Source organism: Streptomyces poriferorum (genome assembly GCF_019399235.1).
GTDB classification, from domain to species: domain Bacteria; phylum Actinomycetota; class Actinomycetes; order Streptomycetales; family Streptomycetaceae; genus Streptomyces; species Streptomyces poriferorum.
In genome coordinates, this window is the sequence record NZ_JAELVH010000005.1 from 73,968 (window position 1) to 95,658 (window position 21,691).

A 21,691-nucleotide genomic window follows, 5' to 3' on the forward strand; every position below is an offset into this window, starting at 1 on the left:
CCCGTTCCGGTGGCAGTGGAGTCATGGCAGGGCAGTTGCCGCGACCCCGTGAATGCCAGGGATCCGGAACGGGACCGCACCCACGGTGCCGGCACGTCATGGGGTCACGAACCACGCCATGGTGACGACGCATCGAGCCGTCCTTCGCGGGTTCGAGGGCGGCGACCCCTTACGGCGGCGGTGATCCCGCGGCCGGTACCGGCGTACGCGCAGCTTCAGGTCGCAAGAGAGCGGCCCGCCCCATCGCACCGACGAAGAGCACGTGCCACCACGCCGATCAGGGCCTGTCCAGTGAGAACGGCAGTCTACGGACGGACTGCCGAAATGACATGGGCATGCCAGTTTGCGCCCGGCCTTCGAAGACGAACAGGGAGATACCATCATGAAAAGACGAGTCGCACTGCGCCTGTATGCGGCGCTGACCACGGCCACCCTCGCCGCCGCGACCGGTGTCGTCGTGTCGATGCCGTCGGCATCGGCCGCGACCACCGGCGCCACCGGCTACGCGACGCAGAACGGCGGGACCACCGGCGGTGCGGGCGGACAGACGGTCCGGGCCACCACGGGCACCGCGATCCACCAGGCCCTGTGCGGCCGGGCCAGCAGCAGCACCCCCATCACCATCGAGGTCGAGGGGACGATCAACCACGCCAACACCACCAAGGTGTCCGGCGACAGCTGCAACACCGCGGCCGGTGTGATCGAGCTCAAGCAGATCAGCAACGTCACGATCGTCGGAGTCGGCAATGGGGCCGTGTTCGATCAACTGGGCATCCACATACGCCAGTCCAGCAACATCATCATCCAGAACGTGACGGTCCGGAACGTCAAGAAGTCGGGGTCGCCCACGTCCAACGGCGGTGACGCCATCGGCATGGAGAGCGACGTCCGCAACGTCTGGGTCGACCACAGCAGCCTCGAGGCGTCGGGAGGGGAGTCGGAAGGTTTCGACGGCCTCTTCGACATGAAGGACAACACGCAGTACGTGACGTTGTCCTACAGCACCCTGCGCAACTCCGGCCGCGGCGGTCTCATCGGGTCGAGCGAGACCGAACTCTCCAACGGCTTCGTCACGTTCCACCACAACCTGTACGAGAACCTCGACTCCCGCACGCCCCTGCTGCGGGGCGGCATCGCCCACATCTACAACAACTACTACGTGAAGCTGAACGAGTCCGGGATCAACTCCCGTGCCGGGGCCCGCGCGAAGGTGGACAACAACTACTTCAAGGACTCCAAGGACGTCCTGGGCACGTTCTACACCGACGCCCCCGGATACTGGCAGGTCAGCGGGAACACGTTCGACAACGTGACATGGTCCGCACCCGGCAGTGAGAACAACCCGGCCGGTCCCGACCCGAAGTCCAACACCACCGTCAGCATCCCCTACGCGTACAGCCTCGACGCGGCATCCTGCGTGCCCGGCATCGTGGCCCAGACCGCAGGCGCCAACAAGGGCCTGAAGGTGTCGGACGGCAACTGCTCGACCCAGACGCCGACCCCGGACCCCCGACCGGGACCAACCTCAGCGTCGGCGCGGGTGCCGACGGCTCCAGCAAGGCCGACGGAACGAGCTACGGCAACGTGCGGGACGGTGACCTGAGCACGTACTGGTCGCCCGCCGGCGCGACCGGCTCGGTCTCGGTCAAGTGGGGCACCGCGACCTCCGTCTCCTCCGTCAAGATCCGGGAGGCTTCCGGGTCCGCCGGCAGCATCGGGACCTGGAAGGTACTGAACGGCGACACCGGCGCGGTGCTGGCCACCGGTACCGGAGCGGGTGCCATCTCGATCCCGCAGACCTCGCTGCGCAAGATCACCTTCCAGATCACCGGCTCCACCGGCACCCCGAAGATCGCCGAGTTCGAGACCTACGCCGGGTAGCGGTGCGCGGCGACAGTGTCCCGTCGGCATGACCGCCGTGGCGGCCGTGCCGACGTCGTCACGGCCCGGTGAGGACGACGAGCCGCTGTGTCGCGCGAGTCATCGCTACATAGCGGTCGACCGCGCCTTCGACGCCCGTGCCGAACTGCTCCGGATCGATGAGGACGACCAGGTCGAACTCGAGGCCCTTCGACAGTTCAGGGGTCAGCGAACGGACCCGGGGCCTCGCCCGGAACGTGGGATCGCCGATGACGCAGGCGATCCCCTCGGCATGCGCGGCGAGCCAGTTGTCGAGGACCGCGTCGAGTTCGTCAGCGGATCCGTGGACCACGCGAACGCCGCTGCTGCGGACGGAGACCGGCACGTTGGCATCGGGGAGCGCGGCCCGGATGACCGGCTCGGCCTCCGACATGACCTCTTCCGGCGTCCGGTAGTTGATGCTCAGGGACGCCTGGTTGATCCGGTCGAACCCGACACGCTCCAGTCGCTCCTGCCAGGACTCCGTGAATCCGTGCCTGGCCTGCGCGCGGTCCCCGACGACGGTGAAGCTCCGGGACGGGCAGCGGAGCAGCAGCATCTGCCATTCCGCGTCGGTCAGTTCCTGGGCCTCGTCGACGACGATGTGCGCGAACGGCCCGGCGAGCAGGTCCGGTTCGCCCCCGACGCGTGCGGATCCGTCGACCAGGGTGTCCTTCAGATCCTGGCCCCGCAGCATCGTGACGGCGCCTTCACCGTCGGCATCGGCTTCGAGCAGGGAGTCGATGACATGAGCCATGTGCTCACGCTCGGCCGCGACCTCCGCGGCGTGCCGCCGCCTGCGCAGTGACGTCTCCGGGTCGCCGAGCCGCCGGCGTGCGGCGTCGAGGAGCGGCAGGTCGGAAACCGTCCAGGCCTGGGCGTCCGCGCGCTGGAGCCGCGACACGTCGTCGCGGCTCAGCCCGGGAGCACAGGTGCGCAGATACGCGGGCACCGACCACAGGTCCCCGACCAGATCGGCCGCTTCGATCAGCGGCCACGCACCGTCGAATACCGCGAGCAACTCCCGGTTCCGCACAAGGGAGTTCCGGAGAAGGTGCTCCGGAACGTCGCCGTTGTCCCGGTCCACCAGGATCGTGACCAGCTCCTCCAGGATCTGGTCACGCGCCTCGTTGTGCGGGATGCCGGGTGCCGCTTCGAACGCCACCGCCCAGTCGGCCGCGCTCAGCCGGATGTCGGACCACTGGGTCGTTACCGTCATCGCCTTGGCGGGGGGTTCCTCGTAGAAGCTGACAGCGGCCTCGATGGCCTTCACCAGATCCGCGGACGACTTGAGCCGGGCCACCTCCTGGTCGGCCTCGGCCCCTGCCGCGGCTCCCTCGGTGACGAGGTCGCGCAGGGTGCAGGTCTGCACGCCCTCCTCGCCGAGGCTCGGCAGGACGTCGGCCACGTAGCCCAGGTACGGCTCGTGCGGACCGACGAACAGCACGCCGCCGCGATGGTGGCCGAGGCGGGGGTCGGAGTAGAGGAGGTACGCGGAACGGTGCAGGGCGACGACGGTCTTTCCGGTGCCCGGGCCCCCGTCGACGATGAGCGCCCCGCGGGACCCCGCACGGATGATGGCGTCCTGGTCGGCCTGGATGGTGCCGAGCACATCGCGCATCCGTGCCGACCGGTTGCCGCCGAGCGTGGCGATGAAGGCGGACTGGTCGTCGAGCGCCGCGTGCCCGGCGCCCCCGTCAGGCGTGAACACCTCGTCCCAGAAGTCGCTGACCCGGCCGCGGGTCCAGCGGTACCTGCGGCGGCTCGCCAGGCCCATCGGATTGGCGTGGGTGGCTCCGAAGAAGGGCTCGGCCGCGGGGGAGCGCCAGTCGAGCAGCAGCCGACGGCCTGTGCTGTCCGTGAGGCCGAGCCGCCCCACGTACACGGGCTCGGGGTCGTCCGCGCCGACCATGCGCCCGAGACAGAGGTCCAGGCCGAACCGGCGCAGCGTACGCAGCCGGGCGGTCAGCCGGTGGATCTCGATGTCCCGGTCCATCGCCTGGCGGCCCATGCCACCGGGCGACCTGCGTTCGGCATCGAGACGGGCGGAGAGTTCGGCGACCGACTGTTCCAGGCACTCGGCGATGGCCGCGAAGTGCTCATCGTCGGCGGCGGTCAGCTGGGGGTCGGCCTTGAGGGCGAGCCGCTCGGGCAGATCGAACGCGCTGATGGTCAAGGGGTTCAGGAGGTTCATGCCATCAGCTCCGATCCGTGGTCGAGCCCGGGGAGCGGGGCGGTGCGCATTCCAGCGCCCCGTCGTGCGGTGCCCACAACCGCACGGCGGGTCCCACGACCGGGTCGCCCTCGTGGCACGACCCGTGAACCGGCACAAACATATGCACTGAGTGAATCTCCCGTTTCCGCAGCTTCCGGCGTCGTCGGCTTCGGCGCCGACGAGTGATTCTGCGGTATGACCAGGGCCTTGCGGCAAGCCCCCCACTGCGCTATAAGTTGAAAGTGGCAAGAGGTGGGTCGTCCCTTTGCCTTCACTCCCGGCAGTGTCCGGTGATACGCCGCAATCCCTCCTCAGGCCCGTGTGCCGGTGAGCCCGGCTGTCTTCGCCGCCTGTTCCGGCACCCATGGCCTCATGTCCGCCACAGTGTCCACGGCGCGGTGGCGGTAGGCGCGGGGCGGCATGCCGACCAGCTCGGTGAAGTGCGTACGGAAGACATCCGGCGACGAACAGCCGACCATGCGGCGGATATCGGCGACGCCGAGGTCGCCGTTGAGCAACAGGGCGGTGGCACGCTCGATGCGACGGGCCGTCAGATACGCGTACGGGGACTTGCCGTAGGCCAGCCGGAACTGGCGGCTGAGATGCCCGGGCGGCATGCCGGCGCCGCGGGCGAGCGCTTCGACGTTCAGTGGCTGTGCGTACTCCCGGTCGATCCGGTCGCGTACGCGACGCAGTCGTGCGAGGTCACTCAGGTGCTGTGCCGTCATGCGGGCACGCCCCCACGCGGGAAGACACATGTGAGCTCCGTTTCGTCGGCTTCCGTGCGTGCCTGGAATGCGGTGGTGCCCCTCACGGAGGCGGGCCGCCCCCGCCGGATCGTCGGCCCGTCGGCCCGTCGGTTCAGCGAAGTTCCTGGATGCGGACCAGGTTGCCCGCCGGGTCACGGAAGGCGCAGTCGCGGATGCCGTACGGCTGCTCGGTCGGTTCCTGGACGACCTCCGTGTCGCTCGCCCGTACCTTCTCGAACACGCCGTCGAGGTCCGGTGTGGCCAGCAGGATCCATCCGTAGGTGCCCTTGGCCATCATTTCGGTGATGGTGCGGCGCTCGTTCTCGGTGATGCCGGGGTCGACGGCCGGCGGCGCCAGCAGGATGGATGTGCTGGGCTGCCCGGCGGGCCCGACCGTGATCCAGCGCATCTTGCCCTGCCCGACGTCGCTGCGGACCTCGAAGCCGAGAACGTCGCGGTAGAAGGCCGCGGACGCGTCCGGGTCATCGTGCGGAAGGAAGCTCGTGTGAATGCTGATGTCCATGGCGATCATGCTAGATCCGCCCCCGCGACCCGCGCTTCTCGATTCCTGATCGGTTCCGCCGGATCGTCCTTCGGCGCCGATGCCGACGCGGCTACTTTGTACGTCCCGGTGCGGGCTTCTCGAGCAGTGTGAACGACTTGGGTGTGCCGCCCGGCTGCGGCTTGCCCTCCTTGTGCCCCACCACCTGATACCCGGCGCCGAGGTAGTACGCCTTCAGGCGGGCGTTGCCGGCCAGGCAGTCCAGACGTACGAAGAGCCGGCCCGACTCGGCCACGCGGCGCTCCGCCCTGCTCAGCAGCTGCCTGCCCGTCCCGGACGGGACACGGCTGTGATCCACCATGAGCCGGTGCACGTAGCCGGCCGTCGACGACTGCGGCCCCCAGGCCTCCTCGTCCTCCCACCACAGCTCCCAGGCCCCGACGACACGGCCGGCGGCCTCCGCGAGCCACACCTCCCCGGTCTCCATGACCCGGCGGAAGTGGTCATCGCTCAGCTCACCCGGACGCCACTGCCCAGTGACGCCCCGGGCGAGCATCCAGCGCGCGGCGTCGTCGCGCAGCCGCACGACGGCGGCAAGGTCGCCGTCATCGGCAGGACGGACGTGCAGATCGCTCATCTCGCGATCCTCGCACGGGTGTTCCAGCCGATCGGCGCCAACATCCGTGCGAGTTACGGGCGCCGCCCCCACGCGGAGACCATGGGGGCGGTGGCGAGGTCGAGGCGGCCGGTGGCGACGTTGGCCAGGTGGCCGTCGATCTCGTCGTCGGTGGCGAGTCCTTCCGACACCAGAAGGCCGCGGATCTGCCGCACGGTCGCGGCCTCCAGGACGCAACAGGCCGGTGAGGTGATCGGGAAGTACGCGTCGGCCTGTACGTCCTCCAGGCCGGATTCGCGCAGCAGCCTGGGCAGGGTCCGCCCGTACGTGAGGTCCGCGCCCCGGGCTGCCATCAACGCGCGGAAGCCGGAGCGCAGCCGGTTGGCGAGCCGCTGTTCCGGACCGGACTCGTCGGGGCACAGCAGCGGCTGCAATCCTGGGTCGGCGTCCTCCAGGAGCAGCCGGCCGCCCGGCCGGAGCGCCTGGACCATGCGCCGCAGGGCCTCGGCCCGGTGGGTGACGTGCACCAGGACCAGCCTGGCGTGGACCAGGTCGAAACCGCCGGGCGGCGGCGGGTCGGCCGCCACGTCATGGCGCAGCACCTCGACCACGCCGTCGGTGACGCCCTCGGTCCACGACACGTCGATGTCGGTGGCGATCACCTTTCCGGTCGGGCCGACCCGCTCGGCCAGCCCCAGGGGTACGGAGAGAGAGCCGGCGCCGACCTCCCAGCACCGCATGCCGGTGGTGACGCCGAGCCGGTCGACATGCCGGAACGTCACCGGATCGAAGAGCTCGCTGAGAGCCCCGAAGCGGATGCCCGCCTCCGACTGCCGGTTGTCCAGAAGGTAGCCGCGCTCCGCGTCGTGTTCAGCCATGGCGCGATCCTGTCAGAAGCCGCAGTCGGGGCACGGGCTGCCCGGCTCGCGTCGGGGGACGCCCCCGCGCCGGCTCTGTCAGTCGAGGCGGGTCAGGTCCGGTCGCAGCCGTTGCCAGACCGGATGGCGCAGCCGGCCGGCCCTGGTCCACTCCGTCGCGGTGACCTCGGCGACCAGCCGCGGCTCCACCCAGTGCGCGCCGGCCACGTCGACAGGGTCGGTGAACGGGGACGAGGACCGTGCGATGACTGCGAAGTACGCCGTGAGTTCGCTCTGTTCACGCTCGGACATTCCCGACCCCACCGATCCCGCGTACCGCAGACCGCTGGGCCCGGTGACGCCGACGAGCACCGCTCCCGGCACACCGGCCGCTGCGCCCCGTCGCTGGGTCCAGCCACCGATGACCACGTCCAGGGTCTCCACCCGCTTGGTCTTGCGCCAGTGAGCCGATCGGGTGCCGGGCAGATACGGGGAGGAGATCCTCTTCGCGACCACGCCCTCCAGTCCTTCACGGAGCACGGCGTCCCACACCTGCGATCCGCGCCCGTGCACGTTCGACGGCGTCGACCAATGCGCCCCGTTCAGCCCGGGGGCGGACAGGATCTCGCGACGCTCCCGGTACGTCGCACAGAGCAGCCCGAGGCCGTCGACGTACATGACGTCGAAGATCATCAGATGGGCAGGGCAGTCCAGCGCAAGGCGGCCGGCGCGCCGTGCGTCGCCCACGCCCATCCGGCGCTGGAGCAGGCCGAAGTCGGACCGTCCGGAAGCGTCCAGGGCCACGAGTTCACCGTCCAGGACCACGCCGCGCCCCCGCAGTTCGCTGCCCAGGGCCTGCAGTTCCGGATACGTCACCGTGATGTCGTTGCCCGCCCGCGAGGCCAGTCGCGCCGATCCGTCGCCCGTCGCGGTCAGGACGCAGCGGACACCGTCCCATTTGGTCTCGAACGCCCAGTCCGAGTCGGGCTCGGGAAGCGGACCCGGCACGGCCAGCATGGGGGCGATCGACGGCGGCGACCAGAGAGGGCCGGGAGGAATCGGAGCCATAACCTCGATGATCGAACGTTGCGCGGGACTGCGCAGGACTGCGCGCAGAACTGTGCGTAGCGATGGAGAACCACGCAGACCGGGGCGGCAGGTGTTCGTCCGCAGGGAGTTGCGGACGTCGTTGCCCCGCTGCGATCCGGTACGCGGCGCTGAGCAGCGCAAACAGTGGTGGGCAGGGGATAGCGGTGTGAGGACCGTTGACAAAAGCGTGACCTGCTAGAAACCTGTCACCGCAGCGCCGCAAAAAATGAATCAGATCGCTCAAAAAGCGAAGTGATATGCGCGAGTTTCCGGCGGGCGGCCTGCTTTCCCTCCTGCCGGCGTCCCCGATCGCCCCCATCGGTGTACCGGCAGCCCGCAATCCGGCCTTGCCCGGCCGTACGACGCCGCGCGCGTCGTACGCCGGCGATGCCCGTACGCGCTCCCGGTCCCGTGGCCCCACGGAACAGAGGACAGCATGAGATGGAAGCAACTAGGACGGCGGCTGGCCGTCGGTGCGGTGACCGCCGCGCTGATGACCGTCGGGCTTCTGCCGGTCGCCGCCTCGGCAGCCGTACAGGTCCCCGACCTCGCCCTCGGCAAGCCGGTGACGACCAGTGGTGCGCACGGCGCCTACCCGGCCTCCAACGTCGCCGACGGCAGCCAGCAGACGTACTGGGAGAGCACGGGCACGCTCCCGCAGTGGGTGCGGATCGACCTCGGCAGCCGGTTCGACATCGACCAGGTGGTGCTGAAGCTTCCGGCGACCTGGGAGGCCCGGACCCAGACCATCGGGATCCAGGGCAGCACGGACGGGAGTACCTTCAGCACGCTGTCCGCCTCCGCCGCCAGGGAGTTCAGTCCGGCAGCGGGCAATACCGTGACCGTCGGATTCGCCGCCAAGGAGGCCCGGTACATCCGCGTACAGGTGACCGCCAACAGCGGCTGGAACGCCGCGCAGCTCTCCCAGGTCGAGGTCCGCGGTGAGGACACCGGGAGCGACCCCGGCCCGTCGCCCGCCATCGGGTCGAACCTGGCGCTGAACAAGCCGATCGAGGCGTCGTCGTCCGTCCAGACCTACGTTGCGTCGAACGCCAACGACGACAGAACCGGCACGTACTGGGAGTCCGGCGGCCACCCCGCCACGCTGACGGTGAAGCTCGGCGCCGACGCCGACATCGAGGCCGTCGTCGTCAAGCTCTCCCCGGACCAGGCCTGGGCGACACGTACGCAGAGCATCGAGGTGCTCGGCCGCGCACAGTCCGCCACCGGCTTCACCCAGCTGAAGGCCCGGAACGACTACGTCTTCGACCCCTCGGCCAGCGAGAACACGGTCACCATCCCGGTCACCGGACGGTACGCGGACGTGCAGCTGAAGTTCTCCTCCAACTCGGGCGCCCCCGGCGCCCAGGCCGCCGAGATCCAGGTCGTCGGCACCGCCGCCCCGAACCCGGACCTGACCGTGTCCGAGCTGACCTGGTCTCCCGCATCACCGTCCGAGAAGGACGACGTCACGGTCGACGCCACCGTACGCAACACGGGTACGGCGGCGGCCGCGGCGACGACCGTCGACGTCAGCCTGGAGGGCGTGGCCGCAGGCAGTGCTCCGGTGGGCGCCCTCGCCGCCGGTGCCTCGGCCACCGTGCGGATCGACGTCGGCAGAAGGGCCATGGGCGCCTACAGTGTCACGGCAGTCGTCGACCCGACCGACACGATCGTCGAGAAGGACAACAGCAACAACAGCCGCACCGCCGCCACGAAGCTCGAGATCGGGCAGAGCCCGGGCCCCGACCTGGAGGTGCTCGGTATCACGTCGACCCCCTCGAACCCCGCGGTGGGCGCCTCGGTCACCTTCTCCGTGTCCGTGCACAACCGCGGTACCACAGCGGTCGGTTCGCCCACGGTCACCCGTCTCCTGGCGGAGAACACCACCCTGAACGGCGCCACGGGCCCGATCCCCGCCGGGGGCACGGTCACGGTGGCCATGAGCGGGACCTGGACCGCGAAGAGCGGCGGCGCCAATCTGACCGCCACGGCCGACGCCACCGGTGCCGTCACCGAGACCAACGAGAACAACAACGTCTTCTCGCGCGCCATCGTGGTCGGCCGTGGGGCCGCGGTCCCGTACACCGAGTACGAGGCGGAGGCCGGCGCATACCGGGGCACGCTGCTGACATCCGACCGGGAACGCACCTTCGGGCACACCAACTTCGCCACCGAGTCCTCCGGCCGGCAGTCCGTCCGGCTGGACTCCACCGGCCAGTTCGTCGAGGTCACCTCGACCGTGCCGTCGAACTCCCTCGTGGTGCGCAACTCCATACCCGACGCGCCCGGCGGCGGCGGGACGGAGGCCACGATCAGCCTCTACGTCAACGACACCTTCGCCCGGAAGCTGACCCTGTCCTCCAAGCACAGCTGGCTGTACGGCGACACGGACAGTCCGGAGGGCCTGACCAACACGCCGCAGGCCGACGCCCGCAGACTGTTCGACGAATCCCACGCACTGCTCGGCCAGTCCTATCCCGCCGGAACGAAGTTCCGTCTCCAGCGTGACGCGGGCGACTCCGCCTCGTTCTACGTCATCGACCTCGTCGACCTGGAACAGGTGGCTCCGGCAGCCGCCCAGCCGGCCGGATGCACCTCGATCACCGCCTACGGAGCCGTCCCCAACGACGGGATCGACGACACGGACGCCATTCAGCGGGCGGTGACGGCCGACCAGAACGGCGACATCGGCTGCGTATGGATTCCGCCGGGGCAGTGGCGGCAGGAGCAGAAGATCCTGACCGACGACCCACTGAACCGGGGCCAGTACAACCAGGTCGGCATCAGTGACGTCACGATCCGCGGCGCGGGCATGTGGCACTCCCAGCTGTACACCCTGACCGCGCCTCAGGACGCCGGCGGCATCAACCATCCGCACGAAGGGAACTTCGGCTTCGACATCGACGACAACACCAAGATCTCGGACCTGGCGATCTTCGGCTCCGGCACCATCCGGGGCGGAGACGGCAACGCCGAGGGCGGCGTGGGCCTGAACGGGCGCTTCGGCCAGGACACCGAGATCACCAACGTGTGGCTGGAGCACGCCAACGTGGGCGTGTGGGTCGGCCGGGACTACAGCAACATCCCGGAACTCTGGGGACCCGGTGACGATCTCCGGTTCACCGGCATGCGGATCCGCAACACCTATGCGGACGGCATCAACTTCGCCAACGGAACCCGCAATTCGACGGTGTTCAACTCCTCCTTCAGGAACACCGGAGACGATTCGCTGGCCGTGTGGTCGAGCAAGTACGTGAAGGACCCGTCCGTGGACATCGGCCACGACAACCACTTCCGCAACAACACCATCCAGTTGCCCTGGAGGGCGAACGGCATCGCGGTCTACGGCGGTTACGGCAACACGATCGAGAACAACATCATCTCCGACACGATGAACTATCCCGGCATCATGCTGGCCACGGACCACGACCCGCTGCCCTTCTCCGGAGAGACGCTGATCGCCAACAACGCGCTGCACCGCACGGGCGGAGCGTTCTGGGGCGAGGCCCAGGAGTTCGGTGCCATCACCCTGTTCGCGGCCTCGCAGAACATCCCGGGCGTCACCATCCGCGACACCGACATCTACGACTCGACCTACGACGGAATCCAGTTCAAGTCGGGCGGCGGCTCCGTGCCGGGAGCGCAGATCAGCAACGTCCGCATCGAGAACTCCGTCAACGGGTCCGGAATCCTGGCCCACGGCGGCGCGCGCGGCAGCGCGACGCTGACCGGTGTGACCATCACGGGCTCTGCCGATGGTGACGTGGTGGTCGAACCCGGATCCCAGTTCGTCATCAACGGCAGCGCAGGGAAGGAGACGACCCGCAGGTAGGTCCGGCCAGCCGCGACCGACACCCGCGACCGACACCGGTCCCCGTTCTGCGGCCACCCGACCCGACCTCGGCCGCCCCCGCCGGCACGCCATCCGGGCGTGCCGGCGGGGGAGCGGAGCAGGGTTCCGCCGGCCGTGAGCGTGGGATTCGGACACACCGCGCCCTGCGAGCCTGCACAATTCTGTGGTGATCAATGATGACCCGTACCTGTGGCTGGAAGACATCGAGAGCGAGGCCGCGCTCGCCTGGGTGGCGGAGCGCAACGCCGAGACGGACGCCGCTCTGGCGTCCGGCGCGGGGTTCGCCCCGCTGAAGGAGCGCCTGCTGGAGGTGCTGGACGCACCGGACCGGATTCCGTATGCCGCGCGCCACGGCGAGTTCCTCTACAACTTCTGGCGTGACGCCGGGCATGCGCGGGGAGTGTGGCGGCGCACGACACTGGAGCAGTACCGGACGGACGCTCCCCGGTGGGAGATGCTCCTCGACGTCGACGCGCTCGCCGCGGCTGAGGGAACGAAGTGGATATGGGCCGGTGCACGGGTGCGCCACCCCGACTGCGGCCGGGCCTTGGTCAGCCTTTCGCGTGACGGCGGAGACGCCGTGGTGGTCCGCGAGTTCGACCTCGGCACCCGGACCTTCGTCGAGGACGGATTCCAGGTGCCGGAGGCGAAGACCCGGATCGGATGGATCGATGCCGACACCGTGTTCGTCGGCACGGATTTCGGGCCGGGCTCCCTGACCGAGTCCGGCTATCCGAGGACGGTCCGCCGGTGGCGCCGCGGTACGGCCCTGGAGGAGGCCGATCCGGTCTTCGAGGGTGAGGCGCGAGACGTGGCAGCCGGCGGCTGGCACGACTCCACACCCGGGTTCGAGCGGGACTTCGTCTACCGGTCGATGGACTTCCACCACAGCGAGATGTATCTCCTCACCCGCGAGCCCTCGCTCATCAGGATCGCTGTTCCGGACGACGCCGACGCGTACGCCCATCGCGAGCATCTGATCGTCAGCCTGAAGTCCGACTGGATCGGACACCGCGCGGGTTCCATGCTGGCTTTCGGCTTCGACGCCTTCCTGGCGGGCGACCGGACCCCGGAGGTGCTGTTCACACCGGACGCCCGGACCGCCCTGGCCGGGCACACGTGGACCCGGCATCATCTGATCCTGGAGACGATGCACGACGTCAGCACCCGCATCGAGGTACTCACCCCGTCCCCCACCCCCGGCACCGGGTGGGCGCGGGCGCCGCTCGCGGACGTCCCGGCGCTGTCCGCCGTCAGCGTCGTGGACACGGACCCGGACGTCTCCGACGAGTTCTTCCTCGACGTGTCGGGTTTCCTGCAGCCTTCCACGCTCTACCGCGGGCGGGTCGGGGGAGAGACGGAGATCATCAAGCAGGCCCCGGCCCGCTTCGACGCCGCCGGTCTCGGTGTGGAGCAGTTCTTCGCCATCTCGCAGGACGGTACGAAGGTGCCGTACTTCGTGATCGGCCCCCGCGACGTCTCCCCGGGCCCCGGTCCCGCCCTCCTCTACGGCTACGGCGGATTCGAGGTCTCGCTCACCCCCTTCTACGGCGCGGTGACGGGCCGGGCATGGCTGGAGCGTGGGGGCACCTACGTGATCGCGAACATCCGAGGCGGCGGCGAGTACGGCCCGGGCTGGCACCGGGCGGCACTCGGCGCGGACCGGGTACGGGCCTTCGAGGACTTCGCGGCCGTCGCCACCGACCTCGTCGCGCGAAACATCACCACCCCGGCCATGCTGGGCGCGGCGGGCGGCAGCAACGGCGGACTGCTCATGGGCGCGATGGTCACCCGGTACCCGGAGCTGTTCGGCGCGATCGTCGCGCAGGTCCCCCTGCTGGACATGCTCCGCTTCCACGAACTCCTGGCCGGTGCCTCCTGGATCGCCGAGTACGGTGACCCGGACGACCGGGCCGATCGGGTGCACCTGCACGCGCTGTCCCCTTACCACCGGCTCGCCGCGGACCAGGCCTATCCGCCCCTGCTCCTGACGACCTCCACCCGTGACGACCGGGTTCACCCCGGCCACGCCCGCAAGGCCGCCGCACGGCTGCGCGAACTCGGCCACAGGGTGCTGCTCCACGAGAACACCGGCGGCGGCCACGCGGGCGCGGGCGACAACGAGCAGTCCGCCCACAACAACGCCCTCATGCACACCTTCTTGTGGAGCCACCTCGCACGGCCGGCCCCACCCGCCCCCCGCTGACACGGCAGACCACGCATCTCGGGCGGATCGGCGCCCGGGACGCGCTACGACGTGCAGGCTTCGGCGATCGACAGGCTGTTCTCGTAGAGGTGGTGCCGGGTGACGCGGCCGTCCTCGACGGTCAGGTGCAGAGCGAACGGGCCTGCGAAGGACTTGCCCGTCGCCCGCACGGTTCCCGACAGGTGCCCCATCAGGACGGCGTCGGTGCCGTCGACAAGGAACGTGTCGACGGACGCCCGCGCGTCCTCCGGTACCGTGTGCGCCGCCAACTCCGCGGACTGGGCGGCACATTCGGCGGCCGTGGACCGCGGGCGGATCCACGGGACCACAGGGTTCGGCGCCAGCAGCCAGTCGACCTCGTCGGCGAACAGCGCGGCGATCTGCTCGGTGTCCCCGGCCAGCCGTGCCGCGAGGAACGCGGCCACTACGGCCCGGGTGGCTTCGGCGACGGAACTCGCGTCGGCGGCCGGACTCGGCTTGCCGGAGGTGGGCTTGACGGCCATGGCGGGCTCCTTGCGGTCAGTGGGCTGCCGGCGGGGGTCCCCGTCGCCGTGCCCGATCCTGCCGTGGGGGAGAGGAACGGTCGATTACCCCGGAGGTAATCCGCGGCCGGGGCGCACCCGCCGCGCCGCTCAGCCGACCTCCGCACCCAGCAGCTCCCGGAACGACTCGGCCCCCGCCGGCGTCACCTTCACCGCCCGCCCTGAGCCGATCCGCCGTACCCACTGCCGCTCCAGCGACGTGGCGCACAGGGCCGCTCCCACCGCTCCGGCCAGATGCGACCGGCGTTCCGTCCAGTCCAGGCAGCTCCGCACCAAGGGCCGACGCGCACCCGCGGGGTGCCGGTAGCCCAGCGCGTCCGCCAGCCAGTCCCGGCCCGCCGGGGTGACGGACAGCCCCGCGTCCTCGGAGACCAGGCCCCGGGAGATCATGGCATCGGCCAGGGTCACACCCAGTTCACCGGCCAGATGGTCGTAGCAGGTCCGGGCTCGCGCCTCGGCACCCGCCCGGCCGGACCGGGGCAGGTTCCGGGGGCGGGAGGAAGCGGCGGGGGCGTACGAGGCAACGGCCTCGATCAGGGCGGCCGCCTCCGGGCCCGCCAGCCGCACATAGCGGTGCCGGCCCTGCCGTTCCTCGGCCAGCAGGCCGCCCTCGATCAGGCGGGACAACTGCTCGCTCGCCGTGGACGCGCTGACCCCGGCGCTCCGTGCGAGCTCGCCCGCGGTCCAGGCCCGGCCGTCGAGCAGGGCCTGGCAGAAGGTGGCCCGGGTGCGGTCGGCGAGCAGGGACGCGGTCTCGGCGATTGAGGACATGCGGCCATGATGCCGCTGCGACGGTTCGGGCTGCGCCGAACCGTCGCAGCCCTACCTTCGGAACCATGACGCACACGACGCACGAGTTCGATCGCTTCGAGGACGTACGGGCGGCCCTTGCCGATCCGGCCCTCGTCCCGGAGCGGCCGGCCGCGGCAGACGGCCCGCCCGGGGCGAGTGTCGCCTGGCTGCGCGCCACAGTGGCCCGGTTCAGCCACGGAGAGCCACACCGGCGACGGCGCGCCCTGGTCGAGGCCGAGCTGGCCCGTCTCGCTCCGGAGTCGCTGCGACAGGCGGCAGCCGTGGTGCCCGGCGAAGACATCCGGTTCACGGTGGTGCGTACGCTTGCCGCCGCCCTGGGGATGCCGCGGCCCGCGGCCGTGGCGGAGGCCGTGATCGCGGTGGCCGGGGTCTACTTCGGCGGCGAGGACGCAGCCGCCGACGAGGCGGTGGCGAGGCTGGTGAGGTGGCCGGCGGCGCCCACAGAGGTCGGACCGGGCTCCACAGAGGACGGACCTGGTTCCACTCAGGTGGGGCCTGGTTCCACGCAGGTCGGACCTGGTTCCCCTCAGGTCGGGCCTGGCTGCACGTCGACAGAGGTCGGACCGGGCTCCACAGAGGTCGGGCCCGGCTGCACGTCGGCCGAGCCTGTGTCCACTCAGGACGGTCCGGGCTCCACGCAGCTCGCACCTGGCTGCCCGTCGCTCGAGCTTGTGTCCACGCAGGTCGTACCTGGCACTCCGTCGGCCGGATCCGAGCCCACGGCCGAACCGGTGCCTGTCCCGTTCGACGCCGCTCCGGAGTCCGCGGCCGGTCGCATCGGTCTGCTGGTCCAGGCGTGCGAGGCGACGGCCGCGCTCGTCGAAACCGCAGCCGGCGACGAGCGGCTTCCGCTGTCCCGGGTCCTGCGGGAGCGGCCGCCCGTACGGACCATGCGTCGCGTCGCCGCCGGAGCCACCTGTGTCGCGGGCCGGGAGATCGCCGAGGGCGACGTGGTGCTCCTCGACCTGGCGGCGGCCAACCGCGCGCATCCGGTGCCTCTCACCTTCGGCGCCCCGCCCCGCATCTGCCCGGGCAGGGCCCACGCCCTCGCGCTGGCCGACGGACTGCTCCGGCGCCCGCTCACCCCGTTCGCCCGCCTGCACCGTCGGGCGCACCCACTGCTGCTGCCCAACGCCTGGGACTACGCCTCCGCCGCCGCTCTGGCGGAACAGGGCTTCGCCGCCGTCGGCACCACCAGCCTGGGTGTCGCCGCTTCGGCCGGTCTGCCGGACGGGGCGGCCGCGACGGCCGAGGCGACCATGAGCCTGGCCCGTCGCCTCGGAAGGGGCCGATTCCTGTTCACCGTCGATGCCGAAGGCGGGTTCAGCGACGACGTGGCGGAAGTGGCCGCACTGGCACGGGCCCTGTACGAGGCGGGCGCGGCCGGCATCAACCTGGAGGACGGCCGCCCCGACGGCACACTCGCGCCGATGGAGTTGCACGCGGCGAAGATCGCCGCCGTCAAACAGGTGGCACCCGCGCTGTTCATCAACGCGCGTACCGACACCCACTGGGCGTCCAGCCACGAGGACGAGACCGCGACGCGCCTGGCCCTCTACGAACAGTTCGGCGCCGACGGGGTGTTCGTACCCGGGCTGTCGGATCCGGCCGCGATCGCCGAGCTGATATCGGCGCTCGTCGTACCGTTGAACATCCTGTACGCCCCGGGCGGGCCCACGCTTGCCGAACTGGCCTCGCTGGGCGTGCGCAGGGTCAGTCTCGGCTCGCTGCTCTACCGCAGGGCACTGGCGGCGGCCGTCACCGCGGCGACCGACATCCGGGACGGTCGGCCGACGGATCCGGCTGCCCCGTCCTACGCCGAGGTCCAGGCACTGGCGTACGCCCGGCAGGACCGGGACCCCGCGGCGGCGCCTGAGTGACCTGCGCGTTTTCCACTGCTGGTGGTGTTCCAGCCGGCCGAGGAACTGGCCGTCGGTGCCCGGGGCATGGTGGACGACGGGCTATTCGAACGCTTTCCCAAGCCGGACATCGTCCTGGGCCAGCACGTCGGACCGCTTCCCGCCGGATTCATCGGTCACGGCAACGGGCCGGTGATGGCGGCCGCCGACTCGGTGAACATCACCCTCCACGGCCGGGGCGGCCACGGGTCCAGGCCGGAAGCGTCCATCGATCCCGTGCTCATGGCGGCGAACGTGGTCACCCGGCTCCAGGGCATCGTCGCCCGCGAGGTACCGCCGGCGGAGACGGCCGTGGTGACGGTGGGGCGCCTGAAGGCCGGTACGAAGGAAAACATCATCCCGGAATCCGCCGAGCTGGGCGTCAACATCCGCGCTTTCACGCCTGCCGTACGCGACCTGGTCCGCAGCGCGGTGGAGCGCATCGTGACGGGGGAGTCGCGGACGAGCGGCGCGCCGAAGCCGCCGGACTTCACCTGGTTCGCCTCCGCCCCCGCGCTCGTCAGCGAGCCGGAGGCCACGAAGACGACGGTGGCGGCGTTCTCCGAGCACTTCGGCGCCCAGCGGCTGCTGCCGATGCCGCAGGTGAACGCGAGCGAGGACGTGGGTGTGTTCGGTGAGGCGCTCGGCGTGCCCACGGTGTTCTGGTTCTGGGGCGGGCTGGAGGCGGAATCGACGAGCGCGGCGTTCACCGAGGGACGCGTGGACGAGCTGCCGAGCAACCACTCGGCAGCTTTCGCCCCCGTCGTCGAGCCGACACTGAGCACCGGCGTGGAAGCGCTGGTCGTCGCCGCGTTGACCTGGCTCGGCAAGGTGTGACGGCAGCGCACCCACCCAGCGGGCCGGACGCTCATCGCGGAATACCGGCTCGACCCGGCTGCCCTCGGTCAGAGATCCTTCGGCCATGGAGTTCCTCTGTTACCACCGAGACCGGCCCGGCTCCCTTCCGCTGCGTGAAGAGCTGCAGGAAGAGCACTGGTCCTACATGGACCCGTATGCGAAGGAGATGATCGCCAGGGGCCCGACCTTCGCCCACGACGACGACGAGGTGCCCACCGGAAGCGTGCACATCGTCGACCTGCCCGGCCCCGCCGCTGCCCGCACGTTCGCCTTCGACGAGCCGAACTACCAGGCCGGTGTCTACCGTGACGTGCTGCTGCGGAGGTGGCGCAACCTGCTGGGGCGCACCATGTGGGACTTCCCCGGCGGTCACAGCGGCGGCAACCGGTACCTGGTGATCGGCCTCGGCGCGGGGGAGCCCGCAGACCTCGCGGTGCCGCCGCGCCGGGACGAGCTGATCGCTTACGGGCCGCTGCTTTCCGACGACGGTACGACCTGGCTGGGCACGGCGGCATTGATACGGGCGCCGGATCCGGACACGGCACGCGCCGTCCTGACGCCGGACCGGTACGCCGGGATCGAGGTGCATACCTGGGAGTTCGGCGGACGGCGCTGACAGCCCGCAGACGCGGCATCAAGCACCACGGCACAGCCCCGCAAGGAGCTGCGGCTCCGTGGTCTCGGCTGGATGGAGCAGGGCGACGCGCGGCTTGCGGAGCAGCGGGCGAAGCTGGATTCTCCACCGGGCTCACGTCTCAGGAGTACTTCCGTGCTGCTTCCAGGCTCCCCGCAGGTCCGCCTGCCCCTTGCCGCCCTGCTGGCCGCCGCCTGCACGGCCGGGCTGATGCTCTCTCCCGCCCACGCCGCAGAGGCCCCCGCCGACCACGACCGCGCGCTGCGAAGGCAGTTGCAGGAACTGACCGACGCGCCGGGCGGGCCGCCCGGAGTGATCGCCGTCCTCGAAAGGGAGCACCGCACCGAGGTCTTCCGGGCGGGCGTCGCCGACACCGGCGCCGTCCGCCCGATCGGGACGACCGACCACATGCGTATCGCCAGCACCGCCAAGGCGTACAGCGGCGCGGTCTCCCTCCAGCTCGTCGACCGGGGGAGGCTGCGGCTGAACGACACCATCGGCCAGGTGCTGCCCCGGCTGCCGCGTGCCTGGCACCGGGTCACACTGCGACAGCTGCTGAACCACACCAGCGGGCTGCCGGACTACACCGCGGACCCGGAGTTCCTGGCCCTGGTGACCGCGGACCCCCGGCGCCGATTCGACTCCCGGCGGCTGCTGGACTTCGTCGCCGCCGAGCCGCTCGCGTTCCGTCCGGGGGCCCGGTACGCCTACTCCAACTCCGACAACATCGCCGTGGCGCTGATGGCGGAGGCGGTGACAGGACGCCGCTACGAGGATCTGCTCGCCCAACTCGTGTACCGCCCGCTCCGGATGCGCGACACCAGCCTTCCGCAGGGCTACCGGATGCCCGAGCCGTACATGCACGGCTACGACGTCACCCCGCCGAACCCGCCCGAGGACGTCAGCGAGGTGCTCAGCGCCTCGGGGGTGTGGGCGTCGGGCGGGATCATCTCGACGCCGAAGGACATGACGTCGTTCATCCGTGGTTACGCCGGCGGGACGCTGATCACCGACCGGACCCGGCGTCAGCAGCTGAACTGGGTGAACGGAGCCTCCGAACCCGCGGGCCCGGGCGCGAACAAGGCAGGCCTGGCCCTCTTCCGCTACACGACCCGCTGCGGTGCGGTCTACGGCCACACGGGTAACTTTCCCGGCTACACGCAACTGGTCGCCGCCACACCGGACGGCAAGCGGTCGCTGACCTTCTCCCTGACCACCCAGGTGAACAGGACGAACAAGCCGGAACTGCTGCAGCGGCTGCGCACCGTGGAGGAGAACTTCGTCTGCGCACTCCTGCGCAAGCGGTGACCCGGGCGGGACGAGAGGCCCCCGAACCCCGTGAACCCCTCCCGCGGAACCCGCGGGCGTACCCGGCACAACCATCCCTGCCGCCCGCGAGTCCTAACAAGTGGGAGCAAACCGCTCCTGGAGACACAAGGGGGATATATGAGAAGCCTGCGTAATGTCGCGGTCGTCGGGGCGGTGGGCGCGCTGGTGGCGGGTGCCACGGTCATGGGCGCCACGGCAGCATCTGCCGCACCCAACGTCACACCTCAGGGCGTCTGCGGCAGTGCCTACAAGACCGTGAACTCGGTGCCCGTCGGCTCACTGGGCACGGTCTACCTGACGTATAACGCCAAGAACGGGAAGAACTGCGTCGCGACCATCCGTACCAACCCCGGTACGGCCAAGGACATGTCCACGTACATCTACGTGCCCGACACCGACGAGTGGGCCGGGGACTCCGGGAACTACACGTCGTACGCGGGGCCGGCCTACGTCTACGGCAAGGGCCACTGCGTGAGCTGGGGCGGCAACATCGCCAACGTGTACGTGTCCGTGGACAACTCCAACTGCGCCGCGCGCACGGAACACCGGGTCACGGAAATCCGCTGACCCGGTCGTACGAAGGGGGCGCTCCGGCCCGCGGACGGTGCGGCTGATGCCCATCTTCCCGCCGGGTCCCGGCCGCCGCCTCGCATCGTCCGGTCTACGGGACGATGCGAGGCGGCGGTCACGACCGGCGGACCGCCGCCTTCTGGAACCGCTGCCTACAACTCGTCCCCGAAGGCCGCGGCCAGGGCGCGCCACTCGGCTCGCGGCAGCCCCGCGCCGCCCCGGTCGGCGGTGAGTACCTGGAGAGCGACGTGATCGGCACCGGCGTCGAGGTACTGCCCGGCCCGTGTCCTCACCTGCTCGGCGTCGCCCAGGGCGAAGAGGGCGTCGAGGAGGCGAATGCTCCCGCCGTCCTCGAAGTCGCTCTCCGCGAACCCCAGCCGCAGCAGGTTGTCGGTGTAGTTCGGCAGCTGCAGGTACATCGCCAGCATGGTCCGCGCGGTGGTGCGCGCCCGGTCGAGGTCGGTGTCGAGCACGACGGAGAGTTCCGGGGCGAGCAGAGCGTCGGGGCCCAGTGCTTCGCGGGCTTCCGCCGTGTGCTCGGTGGTGACGAGATAGGGGTGGGCACCCAGCGCGCGCCCCGCCGCGAGCTTCAGCATCTTCGGGCCGAGCGCTGCCAGCACACGATGCCCGGGGTCCACCGGCGGGGTGGCGGAGTCCAGTGCGTCGAGGTAGGCGACCATCGCGCTGTACGGCTTCGCGTACTGCGGGACCATCGGACCGTGGCTGACGCCCAGCCCGAGGACGAGGCGCCCGCGGGCGTCCGCGTCGAGCCGCGCGATGCGGGCCGCCACATCCGCCGCGGGGTGGTCCCAGATACTGAGGATCCCCGTGGCGACGGTGATCGAACGGGTGGCGTCGACGACAGCGGCGGCATCGTCGGGCGAGGGACTGCCCCCGATCCAGAGCGTGCCGTACCCGAGGTCCTCGAGCTCGGTCACCGCCTGGGTGATGGCCGCCTTCCCCGCGTCGTCCGCCCGAGACCGGTGCAGGGCCCCGCTCCAGATGCCGATCCGCCCGAATGCGCCACGTGTGTCAGAAGTCATGCTGTGATCAACAGC

At 70.5% G+C, this 21,691-nt stretch carries 16 protein-coding genes and 1 pseudogene; 8 read left to right on the forward strand and 9 right to left on the reverse strand.

Going from position 1 to position 21,691, the window contains the following annotated elements:
* The first annotated feature begins 382 nt into the window (after positions 1–382).
* A pseudogene (locus tag JGS39_RS01860) lies at positions 383–1,881 on the forward strand (pectate lyase family protein).
* Between the two features lie 58 nt (positions 1,882–1,939).
* On the opposite strand, the gene helR reads toward JGS39_RS01860, so the two are convergent.
* From helR to ligD, 6 genes are all read right to left on the reverse strand, one after another.
* On the reverse strand, positions 1,940–4,084 hold the full coding sequence (gene helR, locus JGS39_RS01865) for an RNA polymerase recycling motor ATPase HelR (RefSeq protein WP_219566924.1): 2,145 nt from the start codon (positions 4,082–4,084) through the stop codon (positions 1,940–1,942).
* A gap of 341 nt (positions 4,085–4,425) precedes the next feature.
* On the reverse strand, positions 4,426–4,842 hold the full coding sequence (locus tag JGS39_RS01870) for a helix-turn-helix domain-containing protein (RefSeq protein ID WP_371930459.1): 417 nt from the start codon (positions 4,840–4,842) through the stop codon (positions 4,426–4,428).
* Between the two features lie 133 nt (positions 4,843–4,975).
* Entirely contained in the window at positions 4,976–5,386 is a 411-nt protein-coding gene (locus tag JGS39_RS01875; protein ID WP_219566829.1) for a VOC family protein, read from the reverse strand.
* Positions 5,387–5,477: 91 nt separating this feature from the next.
* Complete coding sequence (locus JGS39_RS01880; RefSeq protein WP_219566831.1) at positions 5,478–6,002, reverse strand: GNAT family N-acetyltransferase; 525 nt, start codon at positions 6,000–6,002, stop codon at positions 5,478–5,480.
* Positions 6,003–6,055: 53 nt separating this feature from the next.
* On the reverse strand, positions 6,056–6,859 hold the full coding sequence (locus JGS39_RS01885) for a methyltransferase domain-containing protein (protein WP_219566833.1): 804 nt from the start codon (positions 6,857–6,859) through the stop codon (positions 6,056–6,058).
* 78 nt (positions 6,860–6,937) lie between these two features.
* Positions 6,938–7,906 carry a non-homologous end-joining DNA ligase gene (gene ligD / locus JGS39_RS01890; protein ID WP_219566835.1) on the reverse strand — a complete coding sequence of 323 codons (969 nt, stop codon included), beginning with the start codon at positions 7,904–7,906 and terminating at the stop codon, positions 6,938–6,940.
* A 457-nt stretch (positions 7,907–8,363) separates the two neighbouring features.
* On the opposite strand from ligD, the gene JGS39_RS01895 reads away from it, so the two are divergent.
* On the forward strand, positions 8,364–11,762 hold the full coding sequence (locus tag JGS39_RS01895) for a CARDB domain-containing protein (protein ID WP_219566837.1): 3,399 nt from the start codon (positions 8,364–8,366) through the stop codon (positions 11,760–11,762).
* Between the two features lie 187 nt (positions 11,763–11,949).
* Positions 11,950–13,989: a prolyl oligopeptidase family serine peptidase gene (locus tag JGS39_RS01900; RefSeq protein WP_308120116.1), complete on the forward strand. Its 2,040-nt coding sequence runs from the start codon at positions 11,950–11,952 to the stop codon at positions 13,987–13,989.
* 44 nt (positions 13,990–14,033) lie between these two features.
* Here JGS39_RS01900 and JGS39_RS01905 read toward each other — a convergent pair whose 3' ends face one another.
* On the reverse strand, positions 14,034–14,492 hold the full coding sequence (locus JGS39_RS01905; RefSeq protein WP_219566841.1) for a nuclear transport factor 2 family protein: 459 nt from the start codon (positions 14,490–14,492) through the stop codon (positions 14,034–14,036).
* Positions 14,493–14,621: 129 nt separating this feature from the next.
* Complete coding sequence (locus tag JGS39_RS01910) at positions 14,622–15,302, reverse strand: ArsR/SmtB family transcription factor (RefSeq protein WP_219566844.1); 681 nt, start codon at positions 15,300–15,302, stop codon at positions 14,622–14,624.
* A 65-nt stretch (positions 15,303–15,367) separates the two neighbouring features.
* Between JGS39_RS01910 and JGS39_RS40500 the strand changes: the two genes are divergently transcribed.
* The 5 genes from JGS39_RS40500 to JGS39_RS01940 all read left to right on the forward strand — a co-directional run bounded on the left by JGS39_RS40500 (position 15,368) and on the right by JGS39_RS01940 (position 20,630).
* Entirely contained in the window at positions 15,368–17,224 is a 1,857-nt protein-coding gene (locus JGS39_RS40500) for an isocitrate lyase/PEP mutase family protein (RefSeq protein WP_236065682.1), read from the forward strand.
* A 21-nt stretch (positions 17,225–17,245) separates the two neighbouring features.
* Complete coding sequence (locus tag JGS39_RS01925) at positions 17,246–18,079, forward strand: M20/M25/M40 family metallo-hydrolase (RefSeq protein WP_308120119.1); 834 nt, start codon at positions 17,246–17,248, stop codon at positions 18,077–18,079.
* 85 nt (positions 18,080–18,164) lie between these two features.
* Positions 18,165–18,716, forward strand: coding sequence for a YciI family protein (locus JGS39_RS01930; protein WP_219566846.1), 552 nt, complete (start codon positions 18,165–18,167; stop codon positions 18,714–18,716).
* 228 nt (positions 18,717–18,944) lie between these two features.
* Complete coding sequence (locus tag JGS39_RS01935; protein WP_236063086.1) at positions 18,945–20,042, forward strand: serine hydrolase domain-containing protein; 1,098 nt, start codon at positions 18,945–18,947, stop codon at positions 20,040–20,042.
* Positions 20,043–20,180: 138 nt separating this feature from the next.
* On the forward strand, positions 20,181–20,630 hold the full coding sequence (locus tag JGS39_RS01940; RefSeq protein ID WP_219566850.1) for a spore-associated protein: 450 nt from the start codon (positions 20,181–20,183) through the stop codon (positions 20,628–20,630).
* A 155-nt stretch (positions 20,631–20,785) separates the two neighbouring features.
* Here the strand turns inward: JGS39_RS01940 and JGS39_RS01945 are convergent, their stop codons facing one another.
* Complete coding sequence (locus JGS39_RS01945) at positions 20,786–21,676, reverse strand: LLM class F420-dependent oxidoreductase (RefSeq protein ID WP_219566851.1); 891 nt, start codon at positions 21,674–21,676, stop codon at positions 20,786–20,788.
* Between the last annotated feature and the right edge of the window lie 15 nt (positions 21,677–21,691).